General features: G+C 66.9%; 20 protein-coding genes. 9 read left to right on the top strand and 11 right to left on the bottom strand.

Going from position 1 to position 24,779, the window contains the following annotated elements:
* Positions 1–44 precede the first annotated feature (44 nt).
* From murJ to AB4Z37_RS27435, 3 genes are all read right to left on the bottom strand, one after another.
* On the bottom strand, positions 45–1,571 hold the full coding sequence (murJ, locus tag AB4Z37_RS27445) for a murein biosynthesis integral membrane protein MurJ (protein ID WP_441519881.1): 1,527 nt from the start codon (positions 1,569–1,571) through the stop codon (positions 45–47).
* An 89-nt stretch (positions 1,572–1,660) separates the two neighbouring features.
* Positions 1,661–2,806 (bottom strand): DegT/DnrJ/EryC1/StrS family aminotransferase, encoded by a 1,146-nt coding sequence (locus AB4Z37_RS27440; protein WP_441519880.1) that lies wholly within the window; start codon positions 2,804–2,806, stop codon positions 1,661–1,663.
* A gap of 32 nt (positions 2,807–2,838) precedes the next feature.
* Complete coding sequence (locus AB4Z37_RS27435) at positions 2,839–3,825, bottom strand: Gfo/Idh/MocA family oxidoreductase (RefSeq protein ID WP_441519879.1); 987 nt, start codon at positions 3,823–3,825, stop codon at positions 2,839–2,841.
* Between the two features lie 327 nt (positions 3,826–4,152).
* On the opposite strand from AB4Z37_RS27435, the gene AB4Z37_RS27430 reads away from it, so the two are divergent.
* Positions 4,153–5,211 (top strand): acyltransferase family protein, encoded by a 1,059-nt coding sequence (locus AB4Z37_RS27430; RefSeq protein ID WP_441519878.1) that lies wholly within the window; start codon positions 4,153–4,155, stop codon positions 5,209–5,211.
* A 6-nt stretch (positions 5,212–5,217) separates the two neighbouring features.
* Here AB4Z37_RS27430 and AB4Z37_RS27425 read toward each other — a convergent pair whose 3' ends face one another.
* Positions 5,218–6,630: a mannose-1-phosphate guanylyltransferase/mannose-6-phosphate isomerase gene (locus AB4Z37_RS27425; protein WP_441519877.1), complete on the bottom strand. Its 1,413-nt coding sequence runs from the start codon at positions 6,628–6,630 to the stop codon at positions 5,218–5,220.
* 11 nt (positions 6,631–6,641) lie between these two features.
* Positions 6,642–7,658, bottom strand: coding sequence for an NAD-dependent epimerase (locus tag AB4Z37_RS27420; protein WP_441519876.1), 1,017 nt, complete (start codon positions 7,656–7,658; stop codon positions 6,642–6,644).
* A 436-nt stretch (positions 7,659–8,094) separates the two neighbouring features.
* Between AB4Z37_RS27420 and AB4Z37_RS27415 the strand changes: the two genes are divergently transcribed.
* A complete protein-coding gene (locus tag AB4Z37_RS27415; RefSeq protein ID WP_441519875.1) occupies positions 8,095–9,057 on the top strand; it encodes a lysylphosphatidylglycerol synthase transmembrane domain-containing protein in 963 nt (320 codons plus the stop codon).
* Positions 9,058–9,081: 24 nt separating this feature from the next.
* Here AB4Z37_RS27415 and AB4Z37_RS27410 read toward each other — a convergent pair whose 3' ends face one another.
* Both AB4Z37_RS27410 and AB4Z37_RS27405 read right to left on the bottom strand, forming a co-directional pair.
* Positions 9,082–10,518, bottom strand: a complete 1,437-nt coding sequence (locus AB4Z37_RS27410; RefSeq protein ID WP_441519874.1) for a glycosyltransferase — start codon at positions 10,516–10,518, stop codon at positions 9,082–9,084.
* 220 nt (positions 10,519–10,738) lie between these two features.
* A complete protein-coding gene (locus AB4Z37_RS27405) occupies positions 10,739–12,280 on the bottom strand; it encodes a glycosyltransferase family 39 protein (protein WP_441519873.1) in 1,542 nt (513 codons plus the stop codon).
* A gap of 440 nt (positions 12,281–12,720) precedes the next feature.
* Here AB4Z37_RS27405 and AB4Z37_RS27400 point away from each other — a divergent pair, with 440 nt between their 5' ends.
* Both AB4Z37_RS27400 and AB4Z37_RS27395 read left to right on the top strand, forming a co-directional pair.
* Positions 12,721–14,214 carry a glycosyltransferase family 39 protein gene (locus AB4Z37_RS27400; RefSeq protein WP_441519872.1) on the top strand — a complete coding sequence of 498 codons (1,494 nt, stop codon included), beginning with the start codon at positions 12,721–12,723 and terminating at the stop codon, positions 14,212–14,214.
* A gap of 74 nt (positions 14,215–14,288) precedes the next feature.
* Positions 14,289–15,860 carry an ArnT family glycosyltransferase gene (locus AB4Z37_RS27395; RefSeq protein ID WP_441519871.1) on the top strand — a complete coding sequence of 524 codons (1,572 nt, stop codon included), beginning with the start codon at positions 14,289–14,291 and terminating at the stop codon, positions 15,858–15,860.
* A gap of 29 nt (positions 15,861–15,889) precedes the next feature.
* On the opposite strand, the gene lptF is transcribed toward AB4Z37_RS27395, so the two are convergent.
* Together lptF and gmd are read right to left on the bottom strand one after the other, a co-directional pair.
* The gene (lptF, locus tag AB4Z37_RS27390) at positions 15,890–17,053 is read right to left on the bottom strand and encodes an LPS export ABC transporter permease LptF (RefSeq protein ID WP_441519914.1); all 1,164 of its coding nucleotides are present in this window, start codon (positions 17,051–17,053) and stop codon (positions 15,890–15,892) included.
* A gap of 85 nt (positions 17,054–17,138) precedes the next feature.
* Entirely contained in the window at positions 17,139–18,230 is a 1,092-nt protein-coding gene (gene gmd / locus AB4Z37_RS27385; RefSeq protein WP_441519870.1) for a GDP-mannose 4,6-dehydratase, read from the bottom strand.
* Between the two features lie 394 nt (positions 18,231–18,624).
* Here gmd and AB4Z37_RS27380 point away from each other — a divergent pair, with 394 nt between their 5' ends.
* The 5 genes from AB4Z37_RS27380 to rfbC are packed head-to-tail and all read left to right on the top strand — an operon-like array spanning position 18,625 to position 22,935.
* Complete coding sequence (locus AB4Z37_RS27380; protein WP_441519869.1) at positions 18,625–19,560, top strand: glycosyltransferase; 936 nt, start codon at positions 18,625–18,627, stop codon at positions 19,558–19,560.
* Positions 19,561–20,655, top strand: a complete 1,095-nt coding sequence (gene rfbB, locus AB4Z37_RS27375) for a dTDP-glucose 4,6-dehydratase (protein WP_441519868.1) — start codon at positions 19,561–19,563, stop codon at positions 20,653–20,655.
* Complete coding sequence (rfbD, locus tag AB4Z37_RS27370; protein WP_441519867.1) at positions 20,652–21,542, top strand: dTDP-4-dehydrorhamnose reductase; 891 nt, start codon at positions 20,652–20,654, stop codon at positions 21,540–21,542. The genes rfbB and rfbD overlap by 4 nt, the downstream gene beginning before the upstream one ends.
* A complete protein-coding gene (rfbA, locus tag AB4Z37_RS27365) occupies positions 21,539–22,423 on the top strand; it encodes a glucose-1-phosphate thymidylyltransferase RfbA (RefSeq protein ID WP_441519866.1) in 885 nt (294 codons plus the stop codon). The genes rfbD and rfbA overlap by 4 nt, the downstream gene beginning before the upstream one ends.
* Complete coding sequence (rfbC, locus tag AB4Z37_RS27360) at positions 22,420–22,935, top strand: dTDP-4-dehydrorhamnose 3,5-epimerase (protein WP_441519865.1); 516 nt, start codon at positions 22,420–22,422, stop codon at positions 22,933–22,935. Before rfbA ends, rfbC begins: the two co-directional genes overlap by 4 nt.
* A 62-nt stretch (positions 22,936–22,997) precedes the next feature.
* Here rfbC and AB4Z37_RS27355 read toward each other — a convergent pair whose 3' ends face one another.
* Together AB4Z37_RS27355 and AB4Z37_RS27350 are read right to left on the bottom strand one after the other, a co-directional pair.
* Positions 22,998–23,702: an ABC transporter ATP-binding protein gene (locus tag AB4Z37_RS27355; RefSeq protein WP_441519864.1), complete on the bottom strand. Its 705-nt coding sequence runs from the start codon at positions 23,700–23,702 to the stop codon at positions 22,998–23,000.
* 6 nt (positions 23,703–23,708) lie between these two features.
* The gene (locus AB4Z37_RS27350; protein ID WP_441519863.1) at positions 23,709–24,542 is read right to left on the bottom strand and encodes an ABC transporter permease; all 834 of its coding nucleotides are present in this window, start codon (positions 24,540–24,542) and stop codon (positions 23,709–23,711) included.
* Positions 24,543–24,779: the final 237 nt, after the last annotated feature.

Below are 24,779 nucleotides of genomic sequence, written 5' to 3'. Positions count from 1 at the left end.
TTGCAGCGGATCGCCGGACAGCGCAAACCCGTTTAGCGGACCGGCTAGCGCACCAGCCCCCTCACCCAGCGGGCGCCGAACAGCAGCCAGATCGCAAGACCATAGACGGCGGCACCGACGACAATCAGCAGGCCGAGGGTGATCTCATCACGCAAGGTTGAGATGCCCCCGAGCAGGACCGGCGCGGCGCGCGCGGTCGCCCACAGCGCCGCCGCCAGAACGATGCCCGCCACGACGAACTTGCCGAGCGAGCGTCGAAACGCCGCATCGAAGTCGAGATAGCCGGCGCGCACCGCGAAGGCCGTCACCAGCAGCAGGTTGACCCAGGCGCCGATCGCGGTGGCGAGCGCGAGCCCGATCTGTGCCAGCGATCCGACCAGCGCGATCTTGAGCACGACATTGACGGCGACGCCGGTCAGCGCCGCCTTGACCGGCGTCGCGGTGTCCTTGCGGGCATAGAAGGTCGCAACCGCGCTGCGGATCAGCACGAACGGGATGAGCCCGATGGCATAGGCCGCAAGCGTCGCGGCGGCCGCCGCCGCATCCGCCCTGGTGAACGCGCCGCGGGCGAACATCGCCCGCATGATGACCCCGGATACAGTGAGGAAAGCCGCCACGAACGGGATCGAGAACAGCAGCGTGAACTCGAACGCGCGGCGCTGGATCGCCATGGCGCCGGCATGGTCGCTCGATGTCAGCCGCCGCGACATGTCCGGTAGCAGCACGGTGCCGATCGCAATGCCGATGACGCCGATCGGCAGCTGGTTGAGACGGTCGGCATAGTACAGCGCCGACAGCGCGCCCGCCGGCAGGAAGGTGGCGATGATGGTGTCGGCGAACAGCGCGACCTGGGTGCCCATCGAGCCCAGCGTCGCCGGCCCGAGCGCGCCGAAGAAGGCGCGGACGTCGTCATCGAGCCTGAGGCCGGTGAATTTCGGCAGGCCGCCATGGCGGGCGACGTCGCCGGCGAGCAGGAAATACTGCAGGAAGCCCGAAATCAGCACGCCCCATGCCGCGGCATGGCCGGCGCTTGGAAAAAATGCGGCCAGCGCCAGCGTCGCCATCATCGCGAGGTTGAGGAAGATCGGCGCCGCGGCGGCGCTGGCGAAGCGATGCATCACGTTGAGCATGCCGCCATAGAGCGTCACCAGCGTGATCAGCAGCAGGTAGGGAAAGGTGATGCGGGTGAGCTCGATGGCGAGCGCGCGCTGCGCCGGATCGTCGCTGAAGCCCGGCGCGAGGATCGACATCGCCTGCGGCATGAACAGCCAGGCGACCACCAGCAGCACCACCTGCGAGGCAAACAGCAGCGTGAAGATGCGGTCGGCAAACAGCCGCGCCGTCGTCTCTCCGCGCTCGCCATGGACATGGGCATAGGCCGGCACGAAGGCGGCGTTGAAGGCGCCCTCGGCGAAGATCGCGCGGAAGTGATTGGGCAGCCGCAGCGCCACGAAGAAGGCGTCGGCCACCGGGCCGGCGCCGAGGATCGCGGCGAGCATGATGTCGCGCGCAAAGCCGGTCAGCCGCGACAGCAGCGTGTACCCGCCGACGGTGAAGATGCGCCCCAACATCCCTGTTCTTTCCAGCGCGCCCCGATCGCGACCGATCCGCGTCCGCGGCGGACGCTATCGCCGCCGGCGGACGAAGACAATGCGGCCGGTCAGTTCGACAGCGCCTCGTGCACCGCCGCGATGACGCGATCCTGGGTCGGCTCGTCGAGGTAGGCGTGCATCGGCAGGCTGATGACGTCGGCCGACAGCCTCTCGCTGACCGGCAGGCCGCCGCTCGCCACGGGATAGTGCTTGTAGGCGGTCTGCTGGTGCATCGACTTCGGATAGTAGATCGCGGTCGGCACGCCGCGCGCCTTGAGCCTGGCAGCGAAGCCGTCGCGATCGGCATGCGGCAGGCGGATGGTGTACTGCGCCCACACCGACACGCCGTCGACGACGCGCGGCACGCCGACGACGTCCTGCAGCGCGTCGGAATAACGACGCGCGACGCGGTTGCGGGCGTCGATCTCGTCCTGGAAGATTTTCAGCTTCTCGATCAGCACCGCCGCTTGCACGGTGTCGAGGCGCCCGGTCAGGCCGATGCGGACGTTGTCGTACTTGTCGGTGCCATGGCCGTGGACGCGGATGCTGCGCAGCGTGGCGGCAAGCTCGTCGTCGTCGGTGGTGATCGCGCCGCCGTCGCCGTAGCAGCCGAGCGGCTTGGCCGGGAAGAAGCTGGTCGCAGTGGCGAGGCCGAACGTGCCGAGCCGGCGGCCCTTGTAGGTCGCGCCGAAGCCCTGCGCGGCGTCGTCGAGCACGAACAGCCCCTCGGCCGCAGCGATCGCGCCGATCACGTCATGGTCGGCGCTCTGGCCGAACAGGTCGACCGGAATCACCGCCTTCGGCTTGAGACCGTTCTGGCGCGCGGTCACGATGCCGCGGGTCAGCGATGCCGGATCGATGTTGAAGGTGGTCTCGTCGACGTCGACGAACACCGGCGTCGCGCCGAGCAGCGCCACCACCTCGCCGGTGGCGCAGAACGTGAATGTCGGACACAGCACCGCGTCGCCCGGACCGATGCCCTTCGCCATCAGCACCATCAGCAGCGCGTCGGTGCCGCTGGCGCAGGCGACCACATGCCTGGCGCCGCAGAACGCGGCGAGATCCGCCTCGAACCGCGTCACCTCGGGACCATTGATGAACTGGCACTGGTCGAGCACCCTGGTCACCGCGTCATCGATGGCGCGGCCGAGACGGCGGCGCTGCGCCGCGACGTCGATGAAGGGAATGGCTTGCGGCGGCGTATGCTGGTTCATGCGGACCTGCGATGAAGAATGGAGAAACGGGTTCAGCCGACGGCGCGGCGCGGCTTGTGGACGGCGGCACCGACGGCCTGCGACGGCGCCTCCAGGCACTGGATCGCGATCGCGAGGCTGGCGACGCCCTCGTCTCCGGTCACGGCCGGCGCCTTGCCGCTGCGCACCGCATCGGCGAACGCCAGCAGTTCGGCGCGCAACGGCTCGTCGTGCCCGACCGAGAGATGGCGCATGGAATAGGCGCCGTCGGGCTGGAAGCCGAAGCATTCGGTGACCTGCCGCGTCAGCAGGTCGCCCATCACGTACTTGCCGCGGGTCGCGACCGTGACGCTGCGCGCCTTGAACGGGGTCAGCCAGTTGGTGTTGATGTGGGCGAGCACGCCGGACTCGGTGCGGAACTGGAGCAGCGCGATATCCTCGCGCTCGGCCACCGCACTCGACAGCTGCGGCTGCACATCGACGATATCGGATTCGGTGAACCAGCGAATCAGGTCGATGTCGTGCACGGCGAGATCGATGACGACGCCGACATTGGACATGCGCGGCGGGAACGGACCGACGCGGGTGATGGCGATGGAGAGGATATCCTCGCCCTTGATCGCCTGCTTGATCGCGGCGACCGCCGGGTTGAAGCGCTCGACATGGCCGACCATCAGCGTGACGCCGGCCTTGCGGGCGGCGGCGACGATCTCCTCGCCCTCCTCGACGGATGACGCGATCGGCTTCTCGACCAGGACGTGAATGCCGCGCGCGATCAGCGCCAGCGAGACTTCATGATGCAGGTGGGTGGGCGCGGCCACCGTCACGGCATCGACGCCGGCGGCGATCAGGTCGTCCAGGTTCTCGAAGGTCGGGCATCCCACGAGGCGCGCGGCGCGCTCGCGGTGCGCCGGCAGCGGGTCGACGATGCCGACCATGGTGACGCCTGGAAGGCCCATCAGCACGCGCGCATGGTTGCTGCCCATCACGCCCGCGCCGACCACGCCCATGCGAAGGGGCGCCCCGTCTTTCAAATTCATCCGAATCCCCGAAAAATCGTCCGGCGCGAACCCCGATCGCGCCGCGGCACGGTCTAGCACGGCCACCGCGCTGTTGCGAACCTTCCCGGCAGGACATCAAACACGTTTTGATTCAAAGAATTACATCGAAAAATCAGCACGCTAGCGGCAGGTTCGGGATTCGGATCGCGATCCGTCCGGTGCCATGTCGGGCCCGACAACCTCCGGCGCGCGTGCCGCGCGGTCGCCGCAGGCCCCCTGGCGGACGCCGGGCTGCCGCGCTATGGCCGACCACCCGCCTGCGATAAGGTGCCGGCACCGCGGGCCGGCAGGGATCAAGTCGAGTCGATGAAGTTTTCCAGCATCCAGTGCTTTCGCGGCCTCGCGGCCAATGCGGTCGTGCTCGCCCACCTGACATCGATCGAAGCCAAATACGGCCACGGCATCGCGCTGCTGCCGGACTGGACGCGCGCGCTCGGCCCCGCCGGGGTCGATTTCTTCTTCGTGATCTCGGGCTTCGTCATCGCCTACATCGCCGGGGATTCGACGCCCGCCCGCTTCGCGCTGTCGCGGGTCCTGCGCATCGTCCCGGCCTACTGGTTCTACACCACGATCGTGCTCGCGGTGTTCCTGGTGGCGCCCGGCGCGGTGAACTCGTCCTATGCCCATCCGCCGTCGCTGCTGAAATCCTATCTGCTGTGGCCGCAGGATGTCGGCCCGCTGCTCGCCGTCGGCTGGACGCTGATCCACGAGATGTATTTCTACCTCGTGGTCGCGCTGCTGCTGTGCCTGCGCATCCCGCTCGTCCCGGCCCTGCTCGCCTGGGCCGCCGTGATCGCCGCCGTGCTGATTGCGGGGCTTGCGGGCAGCCCCGTGCTCGGCGTGGTCTTCAGTCCGCTCACCTATCTGTTCATCGCCGGCGCGATGGTCGGCACAGCGGTCCGCGCCGGCATCAGCCGCGGCGCCCGCGCCAGCCTGCTGGCAGGCGCCGTGCTCATGCCCGCCGGCCTGGTCACCTACACGCTGCTCGGCGCCCCGCAGGATGCGGGCAGCACGATCCTGCTGCTCGGCGCGGCCTTCGTTCCCATCGTCTATGGCGCGGCGGCGCTGGAGACGACACACCACCGGTCATGGCCGGCGTGGCTGCACAAGGCCGGTGACGCGTCGTATTCGACCTATCTCAGCCATGTGCTGGTGGTCTCGGCGCTCGGCCATGCCTTCGTTCGCCTGCCCTGGCACAACGCGGCGATCGAGGCCGCCTTCCTCGCCACCTGCCTCACTGCTGTGAACCTTGTCGGCCTCGTCAGCTATCGCGTGATCGAACGGCCCGCGCTCGGTCTGCTGCGGCCGTCACCCGCGCGAGCCCCGGCGCCGCAGAACGCCGCGCCCGCGGCCCGCACGCGATAGGGCGGCTCACGAGCGCTTGTAATCGTCCTCGATGCGGACGATGTCGTCCTCGCCGAGATAGCTGCCGGTCTGCACCTCGATCAGCTCCAGCGGGATCTTGCCGGGATTCTCCATGCGATGCACCGCGCCGATCGGGATGTAGACCGACTCGTTCTCGTGCACCATCTTCTGGGTGTCGTTGACGGTGACGAGCGCGGCGCCGCGCACCACGATCCAGTGCTCGGAGCGGTGGTGGTGCTTCTGCAGCGACAGCCGCCCGCCAGCCTTGACGATGATGCGCTTGACCTGATGGCGGTCGCCGACATCGAGCGACTGGTACGACCCCCACGGCCGATGCACCTTGGGATGATCCTCGGTGACCTGCGGCGCCACGGTGCGCAGCCTGCCGACCAGCCGCTTGAGGCCGCCGGCGTCCTTCTGGCGCGACACCAGCACCGCATCCTGGGTGGCGACGACGACGAGATCCTCGACCCCCTCCAGAGCCACCAGCGTCTTCTCGGTCGCGACATTGCAGTTGCGCGCGCCTTCGAACACCGCGGGCCCCTGCGCGGCATTGCCGTCGCCGTCCTTGGGCGACAGCTCCCACACCGCGCGCCACGAGCCGACATCCGACCAGCCACACGACACCGCGACCACCGCGGCGCGGTCGGTCTTCTCCATCACCGCATAGTCGATCGAGATGGCGCGGGCGCTCTCGAACGCCGCCTTGTCGAGCGTCACGAAGCCGAGATCGCGCCCGGCCCTCGTCACCGCGTCGGTCACGGCCGCAATGCTGTCGGCATCGAACTGGCCATATTCGGCGAGCAGCGTCTCGGCGCGAAACATGAAGTTGCCGCTGTTCCAGAGATAGCCGTCGGCGACATAGCGGGCCGCGGTCGCGGCATCCGGCTTCTCGACGAACGAGTCCACCGCGCGGATGTCGCCGGCGATGACGGCGCCGGGGCGGATGTAGCCATATTCGGTCGACGGATGCTCGGGGGTGACGCCGAAGGTGACGATGCGGCCGGCATTGGCGCCGTCGAGACCGCTGCGGCACGCCGCCACGAACGCAGCGACGTCGCGCACCACATGGTCGGCGGCGAGCGCCAGCACGACAGCATCGGCACTGCGCGTGCGCGCGAAGGCGGCACCGGCGGCGATCGCCGGACCGGAATCGCGCCGTGCCGGCTCCAGCAGCACGTCGGCCTCGAGGCCGATCTCGGCGAGTTGCTCGGTCACCATGAAGCGATAGGCGGCATTGGTGATCACGACGGCGCGCTCGAACAGCGTCGGATCAGACACGCGGCGCATGGTCTCCTGAAACGTGGAGCGCTCGCCGAACAGCCGCAGGAACTGCTTGGGCCGCCCCTCGCGCGACGCCGGCCACAGCCGCGTTCCCGCGCCGCCGCACATGATTAACGGAATGATACGCTCACTCATGAAACCCGCCGTCACACCCGGTGATAATCCCGATACCATCGCACGAATTTACTAACGCCGTCTTGGATCGACGTGGACGGCCGAAAGCCGACATCGCGCGTCAGATCATCGACATCGGCGAAGGTCGCCGGCACGTCGCCCGGCTCCATCGGCAGCAGCTCCTTGAGAGCCTTGCGCCCGAGCGCCTGCTCCAGCACCGCGACCACATGCATCAGCTCTTCCGACTTGTTGTTACCGATATTGTACACCCGCCACGGTGCGGAGCTAGCGCTGGGATCCGGCGCCGCGCCGTTCCAGGCCGGATCGGGCTGCGGGACGCGGTCGATCAGGCGCACGATTCCCTCGACGATGTCGTCGACATAGGTGAAATCCCTGCGCATGTTGCCCTGGTTGAACAGCTTGATCGGCCGCCCCTCCAGGATCGCCTTGGTGAAGAGATACATCGCCATGTCCGGACGGCCCCACGGACCGTACACCGTGAAGAAGCGCAGCCCCGTCATCGGAATCCTGAACAGATGGCTGTAGGCATGCGCCATCAGCTCGTTCGACTTCTTGCTCGCCGCATACAGGCTGACCGGATGATCGACATTGTCGTGCACCGAGAACGGCAGCTTGGTGTTGGCGCCATAGACCGACGACGACGAGGCATAGAGCAGATGACCGCAGCCGTGATGGCGACAGCCTTCCAGCACGTTGGCGAAGCCCTGGAAATTCGAAGAGATGTAGGCCTGCGGGTTCTGCAGCGAATAACGCACGCCGGCCTGGGCGGCGAGATGCACCACGACGGGAAATTTTTCACACGCGAACAGCGCCGTCATGCCGGCCTGATCGGCGAGATCGAGCCTTTCGAAACGAAAGCGCGGATCGTTGCCGAGAATGTCGAGGCGCGCCTGCTTCAGCGCCGGATCGTAATAATCGTTGAGGTTGTCGAGCCCGACCACGGTGCGGCCGGCCTGCAGCAGCCGCTGGCTGACATGGAAGCCGATGAAGCCCGCGGCTCCCGTCACCAAGATTGCCTGGTCCGTCATCACCGTTTCTCCTGCGGGCCCGAAATCTCGCTGCCGGCGCGGCGGCACGCGGTCATGCGGCGTCGATCTGCCACCCCACCACCGCGATCCGCGCCGACGTGACATGTCATTGAGCGCGCGACAGCGTTGCCGCCACCCCGGCGCGCCTGTTTAGCCGTCCACCGATGAGCCGTCCACCGACCAGCGCCGCAGGGGACGCCCCGCGCCGCCCGTTGCGGAACACATCGAAACGCCCGTCCCGGCCGATATCCGCCACGTTCCGCCGGCCCCGCTTCCCTATTGCCAGACGGGCGCGAAAGCCATACCTAGCGCCTACGCCGCCGGGCCGCGGAACAGTTGCGCGCCCAGCGCAACCGCCGCGCGACCTGTTCGCAAATCAGCCAGATTTTTTGGGCATTTGGCTGTTTTTCCTGATCAAAGGCCCGTCCGGCCCGCCATGCGCCAGTTCGTCCTCGTCGCCCTCAAGATCCTGATCTCCGGCGCCCTGCTCTACCTGGCGCTGCGCGGGGTCAATGTCGGCGCGATCCTTGCCCGCATGAACCAGATCAGCTTCGGCTGGCTCGCATTCGCGATCGGCGTCACGCTGCTGCAGATCCTGCTCGGCGCGCTGCGCTGGTGCGAGATCACCGCGCGGTGCGACGCGCCGCTGTCGGCGGCGCAGGCGCTGCGCTTCAACCTGATCGGCTCGTTCTTCAACCAGACCCTGCCGTCCTCGATCGGCGGCGACGCGGTCCGCCTGTGGCTGGTCAACCGCACCGGCGCCGGCTGGCGCGCGGCGACCTATTCGGTGCTGGTCGACCGCGCCATCGGCCTGATCGCGCTCGCGATCCTGATCGTCGGCAGCCTGCCGTGGAGCTATCAGCTGATCGGCGACGCCCATGGCCGCGCGGCGTTGTCGCTGATCGACATCACCGCGCTCGCCGGCGGCCTCGCCTTTCTCGCCTTCGGACGGCTGTCGTGGAGCTGGCTCACGGCGTGGCTGCCGACCAAGCATATCCATGCCTGCGCGGTGATCGCCAACAAGGTGATCTTCAACCGCCGCAGCGGGCCGCTGATCGCCGTGCTGTCGCTGACCATCCATGTGCTGACCGCGGTGATCGCGTGGGGCGTGGTACGCTCGATCGCGGCCCCCGCGACCTTCGCTCAGGTCTTCCTGCTGATCCCGCCGATCATCCTGCTCACCATGCTGCCGATCTCGATCGCCGGCTGGGGCGTGCGCGAGGCGACGATGATGGTGGCGTTCGGCTATGCCGGCCTGCCGCAGGCCGATGGCCTCGTGGTGTCGCTGCTGTATGGCGCGGTGTCGTTCGCGGTCGGCGCGTTCGGCGGCCTCGTCTGGATCCTCAGCGCCGAGAAAGCCGCGAAGGACGCGGGCGGGATCGAGCTGCAGGAGCAGTGAGAGAAGCCGTAGGCGGCGCGCCGCCTACTGCGCCTTGATCCGGAAGAACGCGAACACCACCATCTTCAGCAGCATCCAGCCATGGGTGAAGCGCGAGATCTGCGTCTCGCCATAGCTGCGCGCGGCGTAGCGGATCGGCATGTCGATCGACTTCAGGTTGAGCTTGGACGCGCCGAAGATCAGGTCGAAATCGCCGAACGGGTCGAAGTCGCCGAAATAGGCCTTGCCGGCCTTCAGGCGCTGGTAGTCCGAACGGCGCATCACCTTGGTGCCGCACAGCGTGTCGGTGTAGCGCTGGTTCAGCAGCCACGAGAACAGGTACGAGAAGGTGCGGTTGGCAATCAGGTTGAGAAACCGCATGGCGCCGTCGTCCATGGCGTAGACGAGCCGCGAGCCGTTGATGAACTCGCCCTTGCCCGAGCGCACCGCCTCCCAGAACTTCGGCAGTTGCTCCGGCGGCATGGTGAGGTCGGCATCGAGGATCATCACGACATCGCCGCGCGCGACATCGAACGCGGTGAACACCGCATCCGCCTTGCCCTTGCCCGGCTGCACCATGGTCTTGATGTCGAGGTCAGGATAGGCCGCCTTGACCCGCTCCATCTCCTCGAAGGTGCCGTCCTTGCTGTGGCCTTCGATGAAGATGATCTCGAGATCGTCGCAGAAGCGCGGAATGCGCTGCACCGCCGGCTCGATGTTGCCGCGCTCGTTGCGCGCCGGAACGACCACGGTCGCCGACTTGACGTCGGAGGCGGCCGCCGCCGGCAGCGAGCGGCACACCGCATAGTGGCGCAGCGCCAGCGCCCGAAACAGCGGCAGCACGCTGATGAAGCGGTTGATGATACGTCCGAGCCCGAACAGCCTCGCCGGCGACAGCACCCGCTGCTCCGACTTCACCGGATCGAAATCGGCGAGCTGGGCGAACGCCCGCACGTCCGACGGCGACAGGATGTTCTGCTCGGGATAGGGCATCCGCCACCCGGCCCGCTCGGCGACATTGAGCAGCGGATACCACAGATGGGAATAGTAGCCGATCACCAGCCGCGTCTCGCGGCTGCACAGCGCATGCAGCTTGGCGAGGAAGGCCTGGCAGTCGTCGATCGCGCCGATGGTGTCGAGCACCAGGATATAGTCGAACGGTCCCTCCAAGGCCGCGAACGTCGCCGGATCCTCGGCATCGCCGACGACGAAGCTGAGGTCCGGATGACGCGCGCGGGCCTGCGCGATCATGCCCGGGCTGAAATCGATGCCGACGCCATGCGACGGCTTGAGCGCCGCCAGCGTGTCTCCGGTGCCGCAGCCGATCTCCAGCACCCGCGCGCCTTCCGGAATGAGGAAGCGCAGATAGGTTTCGTCTTCCTGGTGAAAGAAGCGGGCCCGCTCGCGCCACGATGCGCGCGTCGCGGCGAACGTTTCCGAATGGGCGAGGATCGCCGCCTTGCGGCTGGAGAGAACAGTCATGCTGGGAGCGCGCGAGCCTCGAACGATCTGGAAAAAATCATGGTGCGGCACACCGCTGGCCGTGCCCAGCCGGTGCCACGGGCCCGTTCCATAACCAGTTACCACGGCTGTGTCGACCGCCCTGATGCACGCAAACGAGGTGTTTTCGGCCTTTGGACGGGCGGTGTCCCCGGGAAATCCGCTGTCCGGAAACGGGACATCCGGCCGCCCTGCGCCGGGATCAGGAGGCCGGCGGCACGATCACCGCCGACACCTGCGCGGGCTGCCCGGGGCGCCCCCACAGCTGCGGCTGGACGGAGAACGTCAGCGACCGCGCACCGGGCACGGTCGAGGCCGCCTGCTGCAACCACAGCAGGCAACCAGCCTCGTTCGGGAGACAGACCGCCGCCCAGCCGTTCCGGAGGACCGCCTGCGACGGCATCCCCGACATGAACGCCGCATCGTACGGCGCCACATAGAGGGGATGCGCGGCGGCGTAGAAGCTGACGCCCATGGCCAGCGTATCCCCGCTCACGGTGGCGAGCGGCGTCCGCGACTCGGCGGACCAGCGCCGCTCGAGCTCCCGCGCCGCCAGCTCGTAATAGTTGCGCCCCTCCTTGAACGGCCTGGCATTGCGATAGATCGCGTGCGCCGGCGCGAACACCAGCGTCAGCACCGTGGCCGCGAGCGACAGCGCCGCGACACAGTCGATGGCCGCGCGGCCGACGGCAAAGGTGCAGGCACAGACCGCGACCAGGATGAACAGGAACAGCCCCTGCGCCGCCCAGGTCGCGGTGATCGTGCTCCTGAGCGCGACCGTCACCAGCGGCGGAACGATGATGGTCACGACGCCGATCAGCAGCACCAGCAGCAGCCCGGAGTTCAGCGACCGCAGAGCGGCGGCGTAGTCGCGCCATCGCGACGAGATCACCACAGCGAAGATCGCCAGCGGCAGCGCCAGCGTGGCGACGACGCCGAGCAGGAACAGCAGCGCCGACGTGGCCGCGGCCATCGTCGGGACGCCGCCATGGGCGGCGAGCGCATAGTCGAGCGGGCCGACGCCGGATGTCAGCATCCAATGGGCATGGGGGAGCAGCACAAGGGCCCCGACAACGGCCGACACCCAGGGGGCCGCCGAGCCGTAATAGGCGCGCCGCTGCGGATGGCACAGCGCCGCGACGGCAAAGCCGACGATGAGAAAGGCCGAATAGTACTTGCCGAGGATCGCAAACGCGCCGACGACGCCGGCCGCGGCCGCCCATCCGGGCCGCCGGGTCTCGAACGAGCGCAGGAAGCACAGCGTCGCCAGCGGCCACAGCGGCAGCAGCACCGTGTTGGCGTTGAAGCGCTGCGCATGAAACTGGTAGACCGGCAGCCACAGCAGCAGCAGCAGCAGCAGCGCCCGTTTGTCACCGCCGACATAGCGCCGCGCGAGCAGGTCGATGGCCCACAGTGCGAACGCGGCGTTGACCATCGCCAGCAGCTGGAACGACCAGTCGGTCAGCGGAAACAGCGTCGTCCAGCCGCGTGCGATCCAGCTCATCAGCGGTGGATGCTTCAGGCTGCCCCATGCCAGCGTGCGGCCGAGCGACCACGCCTCGATAGTGTCGGGATGCAGGTCGCCGCTGAGATAGGCGAGATGCAGGATCGCCAGCCACAGCCCAACGAAGAGCGCCAGCGCCAGCGGAATGCCCCAGCCACGCTCGATGCCGTCGAGCCAGACATCGAACGGTCGCTGCCAGCGCGACGCCGGCGCCACCGCCGCCATGGTGGAGGAGGTCATGATGCGCGCCTCCGACAGGCGCGCAGAAACGGATCGTTCGCTGCAATCATCGCTTCAAACGTCCACCCCAAAAACCCAGGCCGGGCCTACGCCGGCCCGCGCTCGGTGGCACATGATCTGCCGCGAACGACGCTGTCGGAGCGCGACTGGGCAATCGTCCAGCCGTCACATCCGAGCCGCACCACAGCAGCACCTGATGCAACCATGCGCCAAACGATCGTTGCAATATAGATGAGCCTAGCTGCCGTCCCGTTGCACGGTCAATCCCGTCTGCGCCAAATCGCACGCATGCAGGAAAAATCAGCGGGTTCCCTTTATCGCCCGGCGCGGAGTCGCTAGTGTTCCAGCTCTGACATTCGCATCCCCCGCGGCAGGCTCTCTTGCGAATGCCGGATCCATCACATGAGCCGGGCCGCCAGCGAATTTTCCACGAGACGCACGTGCCCGCAGCGCCTCCGCTTTCCGATGCCTTTCGAACTCGTGCCTTCGCCGTGCAGGTGTTCGCGCTGGCGCTGCCGGCGGTGCTCGCCTTGCTGGTGTTTCCGACGCCGCTTTACGACACCCGCGAATTGATGGCCTGGGGCCGGCATCTGTCGTGGGTGACACCGCTGCATCCGCCGATGATGGTATGGATCGGCGGCGCGGTGGACTGGCTGTTCGGGCCGTCGTCCGCCGCTGCGATCCTGATCGGCCAGATCCTGCTCGCCGTCGGACTGGTCTATTTGTATGCCATCCTGGCGCTGGTGACGGCCCCCGGCAACGCGGCGCTGTTCACCTTCCTGTTCGGCACGTCGCTCTACACGACCTTCGCGCCGCTGTCCTTCGCGCTCAACGCCGACATCCTGCAGCTGACGCCGTGGCCGGCGATCGTGTTTCACTATCTGCGCGCGGCCCGCACCGACCGCCGCGGCCATTGGCTCGCATTCGGCTTCTGGTCGGGGATCGCGGTGCTGACCAAATACAATGCCGCGGTGCTGTTTCTCGGGATCGGAACGGCGACGCTCGCCGTCGCGCCATTCAGGGCCGTGCTGCGCCGGCCGGGCTTCTATCTCGCGAGCGCCGTGGGCCTCGTCATGGTCGCCCCGCACGCACTGGGCGTGCTCGATCATCACTCCTCGGTGGAATGGGGGCTCGCGCATTTCGAGCGCGCCGGCGTCGCGCAGACACTGAGCCGCCTCTATGAGTACCTGCTCGGCTACCTGATCTGCTTCCTGCCCGGCGCCGTCATCGTCGTCGCGGGACTGCTGAAGCGGGTGCTGGCGTGGGCACCGCTGGCCGCGCCACCGGCGCGCGACGACGTCCGCTTCCTGGTGGTGATGAACCTGACCATGCAGGCGATCCTGCTCGGCCTCGTGCTGATCGCCGGGCTCGACTACCTGTTCCGGTTCGATGCGCCCTACGCCATGATGGCGGTGCCGGCGCTGGCGCCGCTGGTGCGATGGGCCGATCGCACCGCGCGCTGGTTCGAGCGCGAGGTCACCGCCACCATTGCCGGTCTCTATTTCGCCGCCGCCGTGATCATCACAGTGGTCTACACGTTCTTTGCCAGCCACAGCGGCCTGCAGGAACCCATCGCCGCGGCCGCGAAGGCGATCCGCGACGACTGGACCAGCCGCTACCGCTGCGGCCCGGCCTACATCATCGGCGGCCGGCAGGGCGTGTACGGGGTCGGCATCGCCATGCCGCGCTCGGTCAGCGTCATCGACTATCACGCGATCACCGGCGCCCCGTGGTTCGATCCAGCCGCCGTGCGGGCCGGCGGCGCCGTGGTGATCGACGACGGTCCGATGACCCCCGGGCTGCTCGCCACATTCCTCCCCGGCCTCGTGACCACCGAGGCAAAACAGGTCACATTGCCCTTGCGGCGCACCCACAAGGCCAAGACCATCACCTATTCCTACCGCTTCGCCGCTCCGCAGGACTGCGGCTCCTGACCGAACTGTGATCCCGGCAGGAGACGCCCGTTCGCCTCTCCTCACCCGACCCGAATTGCCATGACCGAGTTGCCATGACCGACGCCATGTCGAGCCGACCGCCACCGCCTGCACCCTCGGCTGCCCCGCCGGACGGCTGGATTCTGGAGCGGCGCCAGAGGCTTGCAGCCGGCCTGCCGGCGACCCACCTGCCCTGGCTGCTGCTCATCCTGCTCGGCCTGACCCTCGCCCGCCTGATCGGCCTGCGGCTGTCGGTGGTCGACCTGTTCTATGACGAGGCGCAGTACTGGACCTGGGCGCAGGACCTCGCCTTCGGCTATTTCTCCAAGCCGCCCTTGCTGGCCTGGCTGCTGGCAGGCACCCGGCAGGTGTGCGGCGACGCGGAATGGTGCGTACGGGCCCCGGCGCCGCTGCTCTACGCCGCGACCAGCCTTGCGGTCTATGCCGCGGCCCGCCTGCTCTATGACGAGCGCACCGGCTTCTGGGCGGCCGTCCTGACCGCGCTGACGACCGGGGTGGTGTTCTCCGCCCGCATCATCTCGACCGACGTGCCGCTGCTGCTGTTCTGGACACTGGCGCTGTGGGCCTATCTGCACCTGCTGATCGCCCCGCGCTGGGGCTGGGCGCTGGCGCTCGGGCTGGCGCTCGGGCTCGGCCTGCTGTCGAAATACGCCATGATCTACCTGCTGCCGGGCATGCTGCTGGCGGCGGCGACGAGCCCGCGCGCCCGGGCGGTGTTCCGCGAGCCATATGTCTGGGCGGCGCTCGGCATCGGCGCGCTGGTGGTGGCGCCCAACATCATCTGGAACGCCAGCCATTCGTTCATGACCTTCCGCCACACCGGCGACCTCGTGCTCGGGGAACAGTTCCGGCCGAACATCGGCCGCGTGCTGGAGTTCTTCGGCGCCCAGTTCGGGGTGTTCGGACCGGTGGTGTTCGCGGTGATGATCGCGGCCACCGTGAAACTGCGCTCCGCGGACCTGATCGCCCAGGACCGGCTGATGGTGTGCTTTTTCGTCGTGCCAGTGGTGCTGATCACCCTGATCGCCGTCGGCGTCCACACCTACGCCAACTGGGCCTCGGTCTCGGCCATCTCCGGCCTGATCCTGACCGCCGGCCTGCTGCTGCGCACCGGGCGGCGGGGCTGGCTGACCGCCAGCATTGCCCTCGGCGTCGCCCTGCAGGCCCTGCTGCTGGTCACCGACACGGTGGCGACGCGGATCGCCCTGCCCCTCGTCAAGCAAGCCAACCCCTACAATCGCACGCTGGGCTGGCGGGCCTATGCGGAACGGGCCGGCCAGCTCGCAAGCGAGGTCGGCGCCCCGACCATCGTCAACGACTACCGGGGCGAGGTCGCGGCACTGCGCTACTACCTGCGCGGCAGGCCGGAGCCGATCCTGTCCTGGGGCACGTCCGACAGCCCGCAATTCGACGTCGCCCACCCGCTGACGCGGGAGGCGAAACAGCCCCTGCTGTTCATCACCTCCTGCCCGGACACCGACCGCCTGCAGCCGTTCTACGCCGGCGTCGAGAGCCTCGGCGCGTTCACCGTGCCCGCCTCGACCACCGGCAAGCGCGGCTTCTTCGCCTGGCGGCTCACCGACCCGCGCGGCGAGCCCGGCATCCTGAAAGAGTGCAGCTGGTAATATGAATACCGGCTGGCCGGGCCGCCGGATCAGGCCTGCCCGCGCAGGCGCGCGGGCATCAGGCGCTCGCCGAGCCGGTTCGCCGCCTCGATCAGGTTCGCCGGCGCCTCGACAATGATGCCGCGGACGATCGACCAGCTGCTGAGCCCGCTGACCACCACCAGCATCAGGTATTGCAGGATGACCGCCCCCGGCATCCGCACCGAGACGGTCGACAGCGCAAAGCCGGCGATACGTACCACCAGCACGGTCAGCAGCAGGCTGGAGACCGCGAAGTTGCGGCTCTGCCGCGTGGTCCGCGGCATGCCGAGAAAGGCGAATGCCAGCAGCGCGAAGGCGATGGGATAGAGCGGCGCAAAGATGCGGTTGTGGAACTCGGCCCGGAACTCGCCGGGCGCGCGGACATAGAACGGATCGTCCTGCGGCGGATTGAGCAGTTCCGGCGTCAGCCGCTCCGAGACGTTGTAGGTGACGTTCTGGGCATTGCTGGAAAACTGCGACAGGTCGAACGCGTAGCTCTTGAACGCCACCAGCGCCGGATCGCGCTTGCCGGTCTCGAACTGCTGCAGGTTGCCGTCCTCGAGGATCAGGAACGAGCCGCGCTCGTTCTTAATCACGGTGCCGCGGTCGGCAACGATGTTGACGCGCTGCGCCGGATCGCGCTTGTCGTCGATGAACAGCCCGCTCAGCACGCCGCCCGGCCGCCGCTCCTGGATGCGGATGGTGAGCTTGTCGAGCTTGATGAACTGGCCCGGCTGGATGATGTTGGCGACGACGTCGGCGCCGAGCTGGGTGTTCCAGCGCCGCAGCGTGCGCAGCGCCTCCGGCGCGATGTACAGCGAAATGACGGCGACCAGCACGCTCACCGCCAGCGTTGCGATCAGGAACGGACGCAGAAAGCGCAGCGGCGGCATGCCGGCGGCGCTGATGACGATGACCTCGGAGTCGGTGGCGAAGCGGTTCAGCGCGTACATGGTGGCGACCAGCACCGCGATCGGCGAGATGATGGCGATCAGCAGCGGAATCGCCAGGCCCGAAATCCCCATGAACACCAGAATGGTCTGGCCCTGGCTGGTCATCAGGTCGATGTTGCGCAGCGCCTGGGTGATCCAGATCACGCCCGTCAGCGAGATGAGGACGATCAGGAACGACGTCAGGGTCGTCTTGATGACATAACCGTCGATGGCGCTGATCATCTGTTATCGCATCACGACGCGGCGATGGCGTCTCTGGTTGTCCGGTCGCGCGGCCTCCCCCGGGGACGAAGGCGGCTGCAGGCTACTCATGGTAGTTGAAGTACTTGAATCCGTGCTGCTTGACCAGTTCGTCGCGCTGCGCCGATTTCATGTCCTCCTGCATCATTTCCGCCACAAGTTGGGCAAATGATGTCGCCGGCGACCAGCCGAGATTGCGCTTGGCCTTGGCGGGATCGCCGAGCAGGGTTTCGACCTCCGTCGGCCGGAAGTAGCGCGGATCCACCTCCACGACGCAGGCGCCGGTCAGGGCGTCGTAGCCCTTCTCATCGACGCCGCTGCCCTCCCAGCGCAGCGTGACGCCGATTTCCCGCGCCGCCAGCTCGACGAACTCACGAACCGAATGCTGCTCGCCGGTGGCGATCACATAGTCCTCGGGGGCGTCCTGCTGCAGCATCAGCCACTGCATCTCGACATAGTCGCGGGCGTGGCCCCAGTCGCGGCGGGCATTGAGGTTGCCGAGATAGAGCTTGTCCTGCAGGCCGAGCTTGATGCGCGCCAGCGCCCGCGTGATCTTGCGCGTCACGAAGGTCTCGCCGCGCACCGGGGATTCGTGGTTGAACAGGATGCCGTTGCAGGCATAGATGCCGTAGGCCTCACGATAGTTCACCGTGATCCAGTAGGCGTAGAGCTTGGCGACCGCATAGGGCGAGCGCGGATAGAACGGCGTCGTCTCCTTCTGCGGCACCTCCTGCACGAGGCCGTACAGTTCGGAGGTCGACGCCTGATAGAACCGCGTCTTGCGCTCCAGCCCGAGAATCCGGATCGCCTCCAGCAGGCGCAGCGGTCCCAGCGCATCGGAATTGGCGGTGTATTCCGGCTCCTCGAACGACACCGCGACATGGCTCTGCGCCGCGAGATTGTAGATCTCGTCCGGCTGCACCTGCTGCACGATGCGGATCAGGCTGGAAGCGTCGGTGAGGTCGCCATGATGCAGCGTGAAGTCGTGCCCCTTCTCGTGCAGGTCGTGGTACAGGTGATCGATGCGATCGGTGTTGAACAGCGAGGTGCGGCGCTTGATGCCGTGCACGCTGTAGCCCTTGGACAGCAGCAGTTCCGCCAGATAGGCGCCGTCCTGGCCCGTGACACCCGTGATCAGGGCAGTCTTTTTCGACATGCGATCATCCAACAGTCTGCAAGCGGGGATCCGCAGCTCGGCACGACCGCGACGCGGCGGGTCGACGAAACGCCCGGCGGAAATTCTGTCAAACCATTAGCGGGCACATCCAACAATGACAATTGTCTGGAACCCGTAGCCCCCCAGGGTGATACCGGCCCGCGAGGGTCAGTGCGCGACATGGTTACCGCGTCACCGCCGTGCGAACCGACGCGCCGCAGCAACGTTTCATGGAGGCTGCCACGCCATGTGGCAAAAATAGCACACACAGCGTATTGACATCACACCGATTTTTCGGTTGACACCTCGGCACCAACACATCGCTGGCCGATCTCGTTGCTGCCAGAATGGGCGCAGACCGTCTCGATTGGTCAACAACTCACCTGCGATCAAGATGGCCGGTTCCTCATCCTCACCTTCAAAGTGTGTCGCCATCCTGCTCGGGACCTGGAACGGGGGTCCCTACCTGCAGCAGCAGCTGCAGTCGTTCGCGCAGCAGAGCTACAGCAACTGGCGGCTCTACGTCTCCGACGATGGTTCCTCGGATGAAACCCTCGCCGTGCTCGAGCGCTTCAAGTCCAGCGTTCCACAGCCTGTCGAGGTGATCGCGGGCCCGCGCCGCGGCTTTGCCGCCAACTTCCTCAGCCTGGCGCAAAATCCCGCCATCCAGGGCGATTGCTTCGCGTTCAGCGACCAGGATGACGTCTGGCACGCCGACAAGCTCGATCGCGCGATGGCCTGGATGGCGACGACCCCGGACGATGTGCCCGGGCTGTATTTCTCTCGTACCGAGCTGATCGAGGCCAATGGCGCGCCCATGGGCCATTCGGTGCTGTTCACGAGGCCGCCGAGCTTCCAGAATGCGCTGGTTCAGAACATCGGCGGCGCCAACACCATGGTGTTCAACCGCGCCACCAAGCGGTTGATGGAAGCGATCGACGGCGACATTGCGTCCCATGACTGGGCTGCCTACCAGCTCGTCACCGCGGTGGGCGGCCGGACCTGGTACGACCCGGCGCCGAGCCTCGACTATCGCCAGCACACCTCGAACACCCTCGGCTCGAACCGCAACCTGTCGGCACACCTGCGGCGCATCCAGATGCTGTTTGCCGGACAGTTTGCCAGCTGGACCGAGACCAATATCGCCATGCTCAGGCCATTCCTGCCCCGCATGACACCAGACAGCCGCAAAAGCCTGGAATTTTTTGCAAAAGCCCGGGCCAGCTCGCTGCCATTTCGGATATACAACCTGAAACGGTCGGGGGTCTATCGGCAGACGCTCCTCGGCAACCTTGGACTTCTTACCGCGGCAATCTTCAGAAGGTTTTGAATGATGGCGACTGGGTCGGCGGATACGGATCAGGCACGCCCGGTTCTGGTGACCGGCGGCGCCGGCTTCATCGGCGCCAATTTCGTGCTGGACTGGTTCGGCGCGGAACCCTCGCCCGTGGTCACGCTCGACAAGCTGACCTATGCCGGCAACCTCAACAATCTCGTCGGGCTGCAGGGCAATCCCCGGCACACCTTCGTTCGCGGCGACATCTGCGATGCCGACCTCGTCCGCGCGCTGATCGCCCGCGTGAAGCCGCGCGCGATCCTGAACTTTGCCGCCGAATCCCATGTCGACCGCTCGATCCACGGGCCCGAGGATTTCATCACCACCAACATCGCGGGCACCTTCCGCCTGCTCGAGGCGGCTCGCGAATACTGGCTCGACCTGCCAGCGCCGGAGCGTGAGCACTTCCGCTTCCTGCATGTGTCGACGGACGAGGTCTATGGCTCGCTGACGCCGACCTGCGCGCCGTTCAGCGAAACCAACCGCTACATGCCGAACAGCCCCTACTCGGCCTCCAAGGCGGCGTCCGACCACCTGGTGCGGGCGTGGCACCACACCTACGGCCTGCCGACGCTGATCACCAACTGCTCGAACAATTACGGGCCCTACCAGTTTCCGGAAAAGCTCATCCCGCTGGTGATCGACCGCGCCCTCAACGGCCAGCCGCTGCCGATCTACGGCGACGGCCAGCAGGTGCGCGACTGGCTCTATGTCGGCGATCACTGCAGCGCGATCCGCCGCGTGCTCGCGGCCGGCGCGGTCGGCGAGACCTACAATATCGGCGGCAACAACGAGAAGGCCAATCTCGAGGTGGTCAAGACCATCTGCGCGATCCTCGACGGCCTGCGCCCGCGCGCCGACGGCCGCCCCTACGCCGAACAGATCACCTTCGTGAAAGACCGGCCCGGCCACGACCGACGCTATGCGATCGACGCCGACAAGATCAGGCGCGACCTGAACTGGACGCCGTCGGAGACCTTCGAGACCGGCATCGCCAAGACCGTCGACTGGTACCTCAACAATTCCGACTGGATCGCCAACGTGACGAGCGGAGCCTATCGCGACTGGGTTCAGAAGCAGTACGCATGAACCTTCTGGTCTTCGGCAGGAACGGACAGGTCGGCACGGAATTGCAGCGCGCGCTGCGTCCGCTGGGCGATGTCGTGGCCGTGGGCCGCAGCGACGTCGACTTGTCCCGGCCGGATGCGCTGCGCGCCTTTGTCGCCGACCGCGCCCCGGACGCGATCATCAATGCCGCCGCCTATGCCCATGTCGACCTCGCCGAGGACGAGCCTGAGCTCGCGCGCACCGTCAACGTCGACGCCGTGCGCGTGCTGGCGGAGTTCGCCCGTGACCGCGGCATCTGGCTGGTCCACTACTCCACCGACTACGTGTTCGACGGCGTCTCGACCTCGTCCTATACCGAAACCGATGCCACCAACCCGCTCGGCGTCTATGGCCGCACCAAGCGCGACGGCGAAGTCGCGATCGCGGAAGCGGGCTGCCGGCACCTGATCTTCCGGACGAGCTGGCTGCACGCGCCGCATGGCGCAAACTTCATTGCCACCATCCTGCGACTGGCGCGCACGCGCGACCGCCTGCGGGTGGTCGCCGACCAGTTGGGCGCACCGACCGGCGCGGATGTCGTTGCCGACGTCACGGCGCAGGCGCTGGCCCAGGCCTTCACGGGCGACGTGCCGTCAGGCCTCTACCATCTCACCTGCACCGGCGCGACGAGCTGGTACGGCTACGCCCGCTATCTCCTGCAGATCGCCGGCAGCCATGGCGTGAAGCTCGCCTGCGGATCCGACGGCATCGATCCCGTGACATCGGCGGAATATGGCGCGCGCGCCGTCCGCCCCCACAACTCGCGGCTGGACACCAGCAAGCTCGTCCGGCAGTTTAACGTGGCGCTGCCCGACTGGCGCCCCGGCGTCGAGCGCACCGTCCGCGCCCTGATCGAGAGTGCAACATGACACGCAAAGGCATCGTGCTCGCGGGCGGCTCCGGCACCCGCCTCCATCCCGCGACCTTGTCGATCTCCAAGCAGCTGCTGCCGGTCTACGACAAGCCGATGATCTATTATCCGCTGACGACGCTGATGCTCGGCGGGCTGCGCGACATCCTGATCATCTCCACGCCGGAAGACACCCCGCGCTTTCAGCGCCTGCTCGGCGACGGGCATCAGTGGGGCATCAACCTGTCCTACGCCGTGCAGGCCAGCCCCGATGGCCTGGCGCAGGCTTTCCTGATCGCCGAGCATTTTCTCGCCGGCAGCCCCAGCGCCATGGTGCTTGGCGACAACATCTTCTTCGGCCACAGCTTCGACCAGCTGCTGGCCCGCGCCGACGAGCGCCGGGAAGGGGCGACGATCTTCGCCTATCACGTTCAGGATCCGCAGCGTTACGGCGTCGCCGAGTTCGGCGCCGACGGCAAGGTCGTGAGCATCGAGGAAAAGCCGGAGCGGCCGCGCTCGTCCTATGCGGTCACCGGCCTTTATTATTACGACGATACGGTGGTGGCGCGGGCGAAATCGCTCAAGCCGTCGCCACGGGGCGAGCTGGAGATCACCGACCTCAACCGCCTCTACCTCGACGAGGGGCAGCTGCGGATGGAGGTCATGCGCCGCGGCTACGCCTGGCTCGACACCGGCACCCACGACTCGCTGCTCGAAGCCGGCCAGTTCATCGCCACGCTGGAGAAGCGCCAGGGCTTCAAGGTGGCCTGCCCCGAAGAGATCGCCTGGCGCAAATCCTGGATCACCGACGAGCAGTTGCTCGCGCTGGCCAAGCCGCTGGGCAAGAGCGGCTACGGCCGCTACCTCGAAAACCTGCCGCGGGAACAACTCCTGAAATGAAAGCCACCCGCCTCGCCATCCCGGATGTGGTCCTGCTCGAACCCACCGTCTTCGACGACGCGCGCGGCTGCTTCTTCGAGAGCTTCAGCCGGCGCGATTTCGAGCGCCTGGTCGGCATCGATGCCGACTTCGTCCAGGACAATCATTCGATCAGCAGGAAGAACGTGCTGCGCGGCCTGCACCATCAGGTCGCGCCGCATGCGCAGGGCAAGCTCGTGCGCGTCGTTCGCGGCGCCATCTTCGATGTCGCAGTCGACATCCGCGAAGACTCTGCCAGCTATCGCCACTGGGTCAGCCAGCACCTCAGCGCGGACGACCGCAGGCAGATCTGGATTCCCCCCGGCTTTGCCCATGGCTTCGTCGCCATGGAGGACGGCACCGAGGTCATCTACAAGACCACCGACTACTACGATCGCGCGAGCGAGCGCATCATTCCCTGGAACGACCCCGCCATCGGCATCGAGTGGCCGGTCCGCGCCCCGATCCTGTCGGATAAGGACGCCGTGACCTGAGGCAGGGCCGCGGACCGCTCGGCGCTGATCACGCTGCCGCCGGAAGGCTTTGCCGGGCGCGTCTATGACGTGATCAGCTGGCCGTGCTCCATCCGGATGCGACGGTTGCAAAAGCGCGCCAGCAGCTCCTCGGAATGGCTTGCGATCAGCACGATCGAGGTCTTCTCGAACAGCCGCTGGATGCGCTGCTCGGCCTTCTTCTGGAAGTCGGCGTCGCCGGCGCCGATGCCCTCGTCCACCAGCAGGATATCGGTTTCCGGCGCGGTCGAAATCGCGAAGGCGAGGCGCGCCGCCATGCCGGCGGAATAGGTCTTCATCGGCAGGGCGAGGAAGTCGCCGAGCTCCGTGAAGTCGGCGATATCGTCGAGCTTCGACTTGATCTCCCGCATCGACATGCCGAGCAGCTGGCCGCGCAGATAAATGTTCTCGTAGCCGGTCGCTTCCATGTCCATGCCGGCGGCGGGATCGAGCAGCGTGCCCACCCGCCCCTCGATCTCGATACGGCCGGCGCTCGGCTTGTAGATGCCCGACAGGACGCGCAGCAGGGTGGATTTGCCGGAGCCGTTGTGCCCCGTCAGCCCGATGCGGTCGCCGTCGCGGATTTCCAGGTCGAGGCTGTCGATCGCGCGCACCACGACGACGTCACGCGCGCCGGCCATCACCTTGCCGCCGGTCGCCTGAGCGATGATGCTGTTCTTCAGGGAGCGCGAGCTGGCGCCGAAGATCGCAAACTCGACCGTGAGATTGGAGATCGATATGTGAGCCATGCCCGCTTACACCCAATAAGCCACACGCGGATAGGCGCGCCGATAAAGCAGCGCCGTCGCGGCGCATCCGATCACGGCACAGCCGAGCGCCACGCCCCACGACATCAGGTGCGGCAGCCCGCCGAGCAGCGGTGTCCGGACGATCTCGAGCAGATGGTAGATCGGATTGAAAAGAATGAACGCCGGCCGGTTGGGCAGCGTCTGCGCCGACCAGAATACCGGCGTCACGAAGAAGATCACCTGCAGCAGGCTCGCGACCACCTGGGGAATATCGCGATACCGGGCCGACAGCACCGCGAGCGCGATCGACGACCATGCGACATTGACCAGCAGCAGCGCGAAGCCGGGAATGGCCAGCAGATAGTTCGCGTTCAGCGGATGCGGAAAGACCACCAGCACGAGAAGGTAGATGGTCATGTTGAAGGCGAGAATGATGACGTTGCGCGCGATCATGCGATAGACGTGCACGCTGAGCGGAATTGGCACGTTGCGGACATAGTCGGCGCTGGTGATGAACACGCCGGCGCCTTCGTTCACGCACGAGCTGATGAAGCCCCAGAGAATGAGGCCGACGGAAATGTAGGGCAGGATGCCGGCGATCTCCTGCTGGAAGATGGTCGAGAACACGAGGCCCATGGCCCCGACCATGATGCCCATGCTGAGCGTCAGCCAGAACGGGCCGATCAGCGAGCGGCGAAAGCGCTGCCTGATGTCATGCAGCGCAAAGCGCCACCACATCTCGTAGCGACGCCCGCCTTCGAGCAGATCATTGACCGCCTGTGCTGGAATCGCTGTTGCCGTGATCGTGTAGCTCGGCTTTTTCTTGGCACTCTCTGGCATCCGCCCCTGACCGGTCAGAATCGTTGCATCCGCCCCCAGCGGAACCATCGCGCGGGCCTCTTATCACTCACCGTCCGCCAAGTCACCTGATTGACATCGGGGGATCGCCCGGCCGCGCCGCGGCCGCTCCCGAGGAACCGCACAGGGCTCAGGCCACTGGTATACCTATGAAAATGGCAATGGTTGCGCTGGACACCAGCGGTTCGGAACATTGAAGGAACCGATACTTTCGGATAG

Source organism: Bradyrhizobium sp. 2TAF24 (genome assembly GCF_052115025.1).
Taxonomy (GTDB): Bacteria; Pseudomonadota; Alphaproteobacteria; order Rhizobiales; family Xanthobacteraceae; genus Bradyrhizobium_A.
The sequence above is the reverse complement of the archived record's forward strand: the minus strand, read 5'-3'. Positions and strand labels throughout refer to the sequence as shown.

What these genes read in the sequence shown, in the direction of transcription:
- AB4Z37_RS27425 (WP_441519877.1), bottom strand. Translation starts at nt 6,630, where the DNA reads ATGAGTGAGCGTATCATTCCGTTAATCATGTGCGGCGGCGCGGGAACG.
- AB4Z37_RS27430 (WP_441519878.1), top strand. Translation starts at nt 4,153, where the DNA reads ATGAAGTTTTCCAGCATCCAGTGCTTTCGCGGCCTCGCGGCCAATGCG.
- AB4Z37_RS27440 (WP_441519880.1), bottom strand. Translation starts at nt 2,806, where the DNA reads ATGAACCAGCATACGCCGCCGCAAGCCATTCCCTTCATCGACGTCGCG.
- AB4Z37_RS27405 (WP_441519873.1), bottom strand. Translation starts at nt 12,280, where the DNA reads ATGACCTCCTCCACCATGGCGGCGGTGGCGCCGGCGTCGCGCTGGCAG.
- AB4Z37_RS27420 (WP_441519876.1), bottom strand. Translation starts at nt 7,658, where the DNA reads ATGACGGACCAGGCAATCTTGGTGACGGGAGCCGCGGGCTTCATCGGC.
- gmd (WP_441519870.1), bottom strand. Translation starts at nt 18,230, where the DNA reads ATGTCGAAAAAGACTGCCCTGATCACGGGTGTCACGGGCCAGGACGGC.
- rfbB (WP_441519868.1), top strand. Translation starts at nt 19,561, where the DNA reads ATGATGGCGACTGGGTCGGCGGATACGGATCAGGCACGCCCGGTTCTG.
- AB4Z37_RS27380 (WP_441519869.1), top strand. Translation starts at nt 18,625, where the DNA reads ATGGCCGGTTCCTCATCCTCACCTTCAAAGTGTGTCGCCATCCTGCTC.
- AB4Z37_RS27395 (WP_441519871.1), top strand. Translation starts at nt 14,289, where the DNA reads ATGACCGACGCCATGTCGAGCCGACCGCCACCGCCTGCACCCTCGGCT.
- AB4Z37_RS27355 (WP_441519864.1), bottom strand. Translation starts at nt 23,702, where the DNA reads ATGGCTCACATATCGATCTCCAATCTCACGGTCGAGTTTGCGATCTTC.
- rfbD (WP_441519867.1), top strand. Translation starts at nt 20,652, where the DNA reads ATGAACCTTCTGGTCTTCGGCAGGAACGGACAGGTCGGCACGGAATTG.
- AB4Z37_RS27410 (WP_441519874.1), bottom strand. Translation starts at nt 10,518, where the DNA reads ATGACTGTTCTCTCCAGCCGCAAGGCGGCGATCCTCGCCCATTCGGAA.
- AB4Z37_RS27415 (WP_441519875.1), top strand. Translation starts at nt 8,095, where the DNA reads ATGCGCCAGTTCGTCCTCGTCGCCCTCAAGATCCTGATCTCCGGCGCC.
- AB4Z37_RS27350 (WP_441519863.1), bottom strand. Translation starts at nt 24,542, where the DNA reads ATGCCAGAGAGTGCCAAGAAAAAGCCGAGCTACACGATCACGGCAACA.
- murJ (WP_441519881.1), bottom strand. Translation starts at nt 1,571, where the DNA reads ATGTTGGGGCGCATCTTCACCGTCGGCGGGTACACGCTGCTGTCGCGG.
- AB4Z37_RS27435 (WP_441519879.1), bottom strand. Translation starts at nt 3,825, where the DNA reads ATGAATTTGAAAGACGGGGCGCCCCTTCGCATGGGCGTGGTCGGCGCG.
- rfbC (WP_441519865.1), top strand. Translation starts at nt 22,420, where the DNA reads ATGAAAGCCACCCGCCTCGCCATCCCGGATGTGGTCCTGCTCGAACCC.
- rfbA (WP_441519866.1), top strand. Translation starts at nt 21,539, where the DNA reads ATGACACGCAAAGGCATCGTGCTCGCGGGCGGCTCCGGCACCCGCCTC.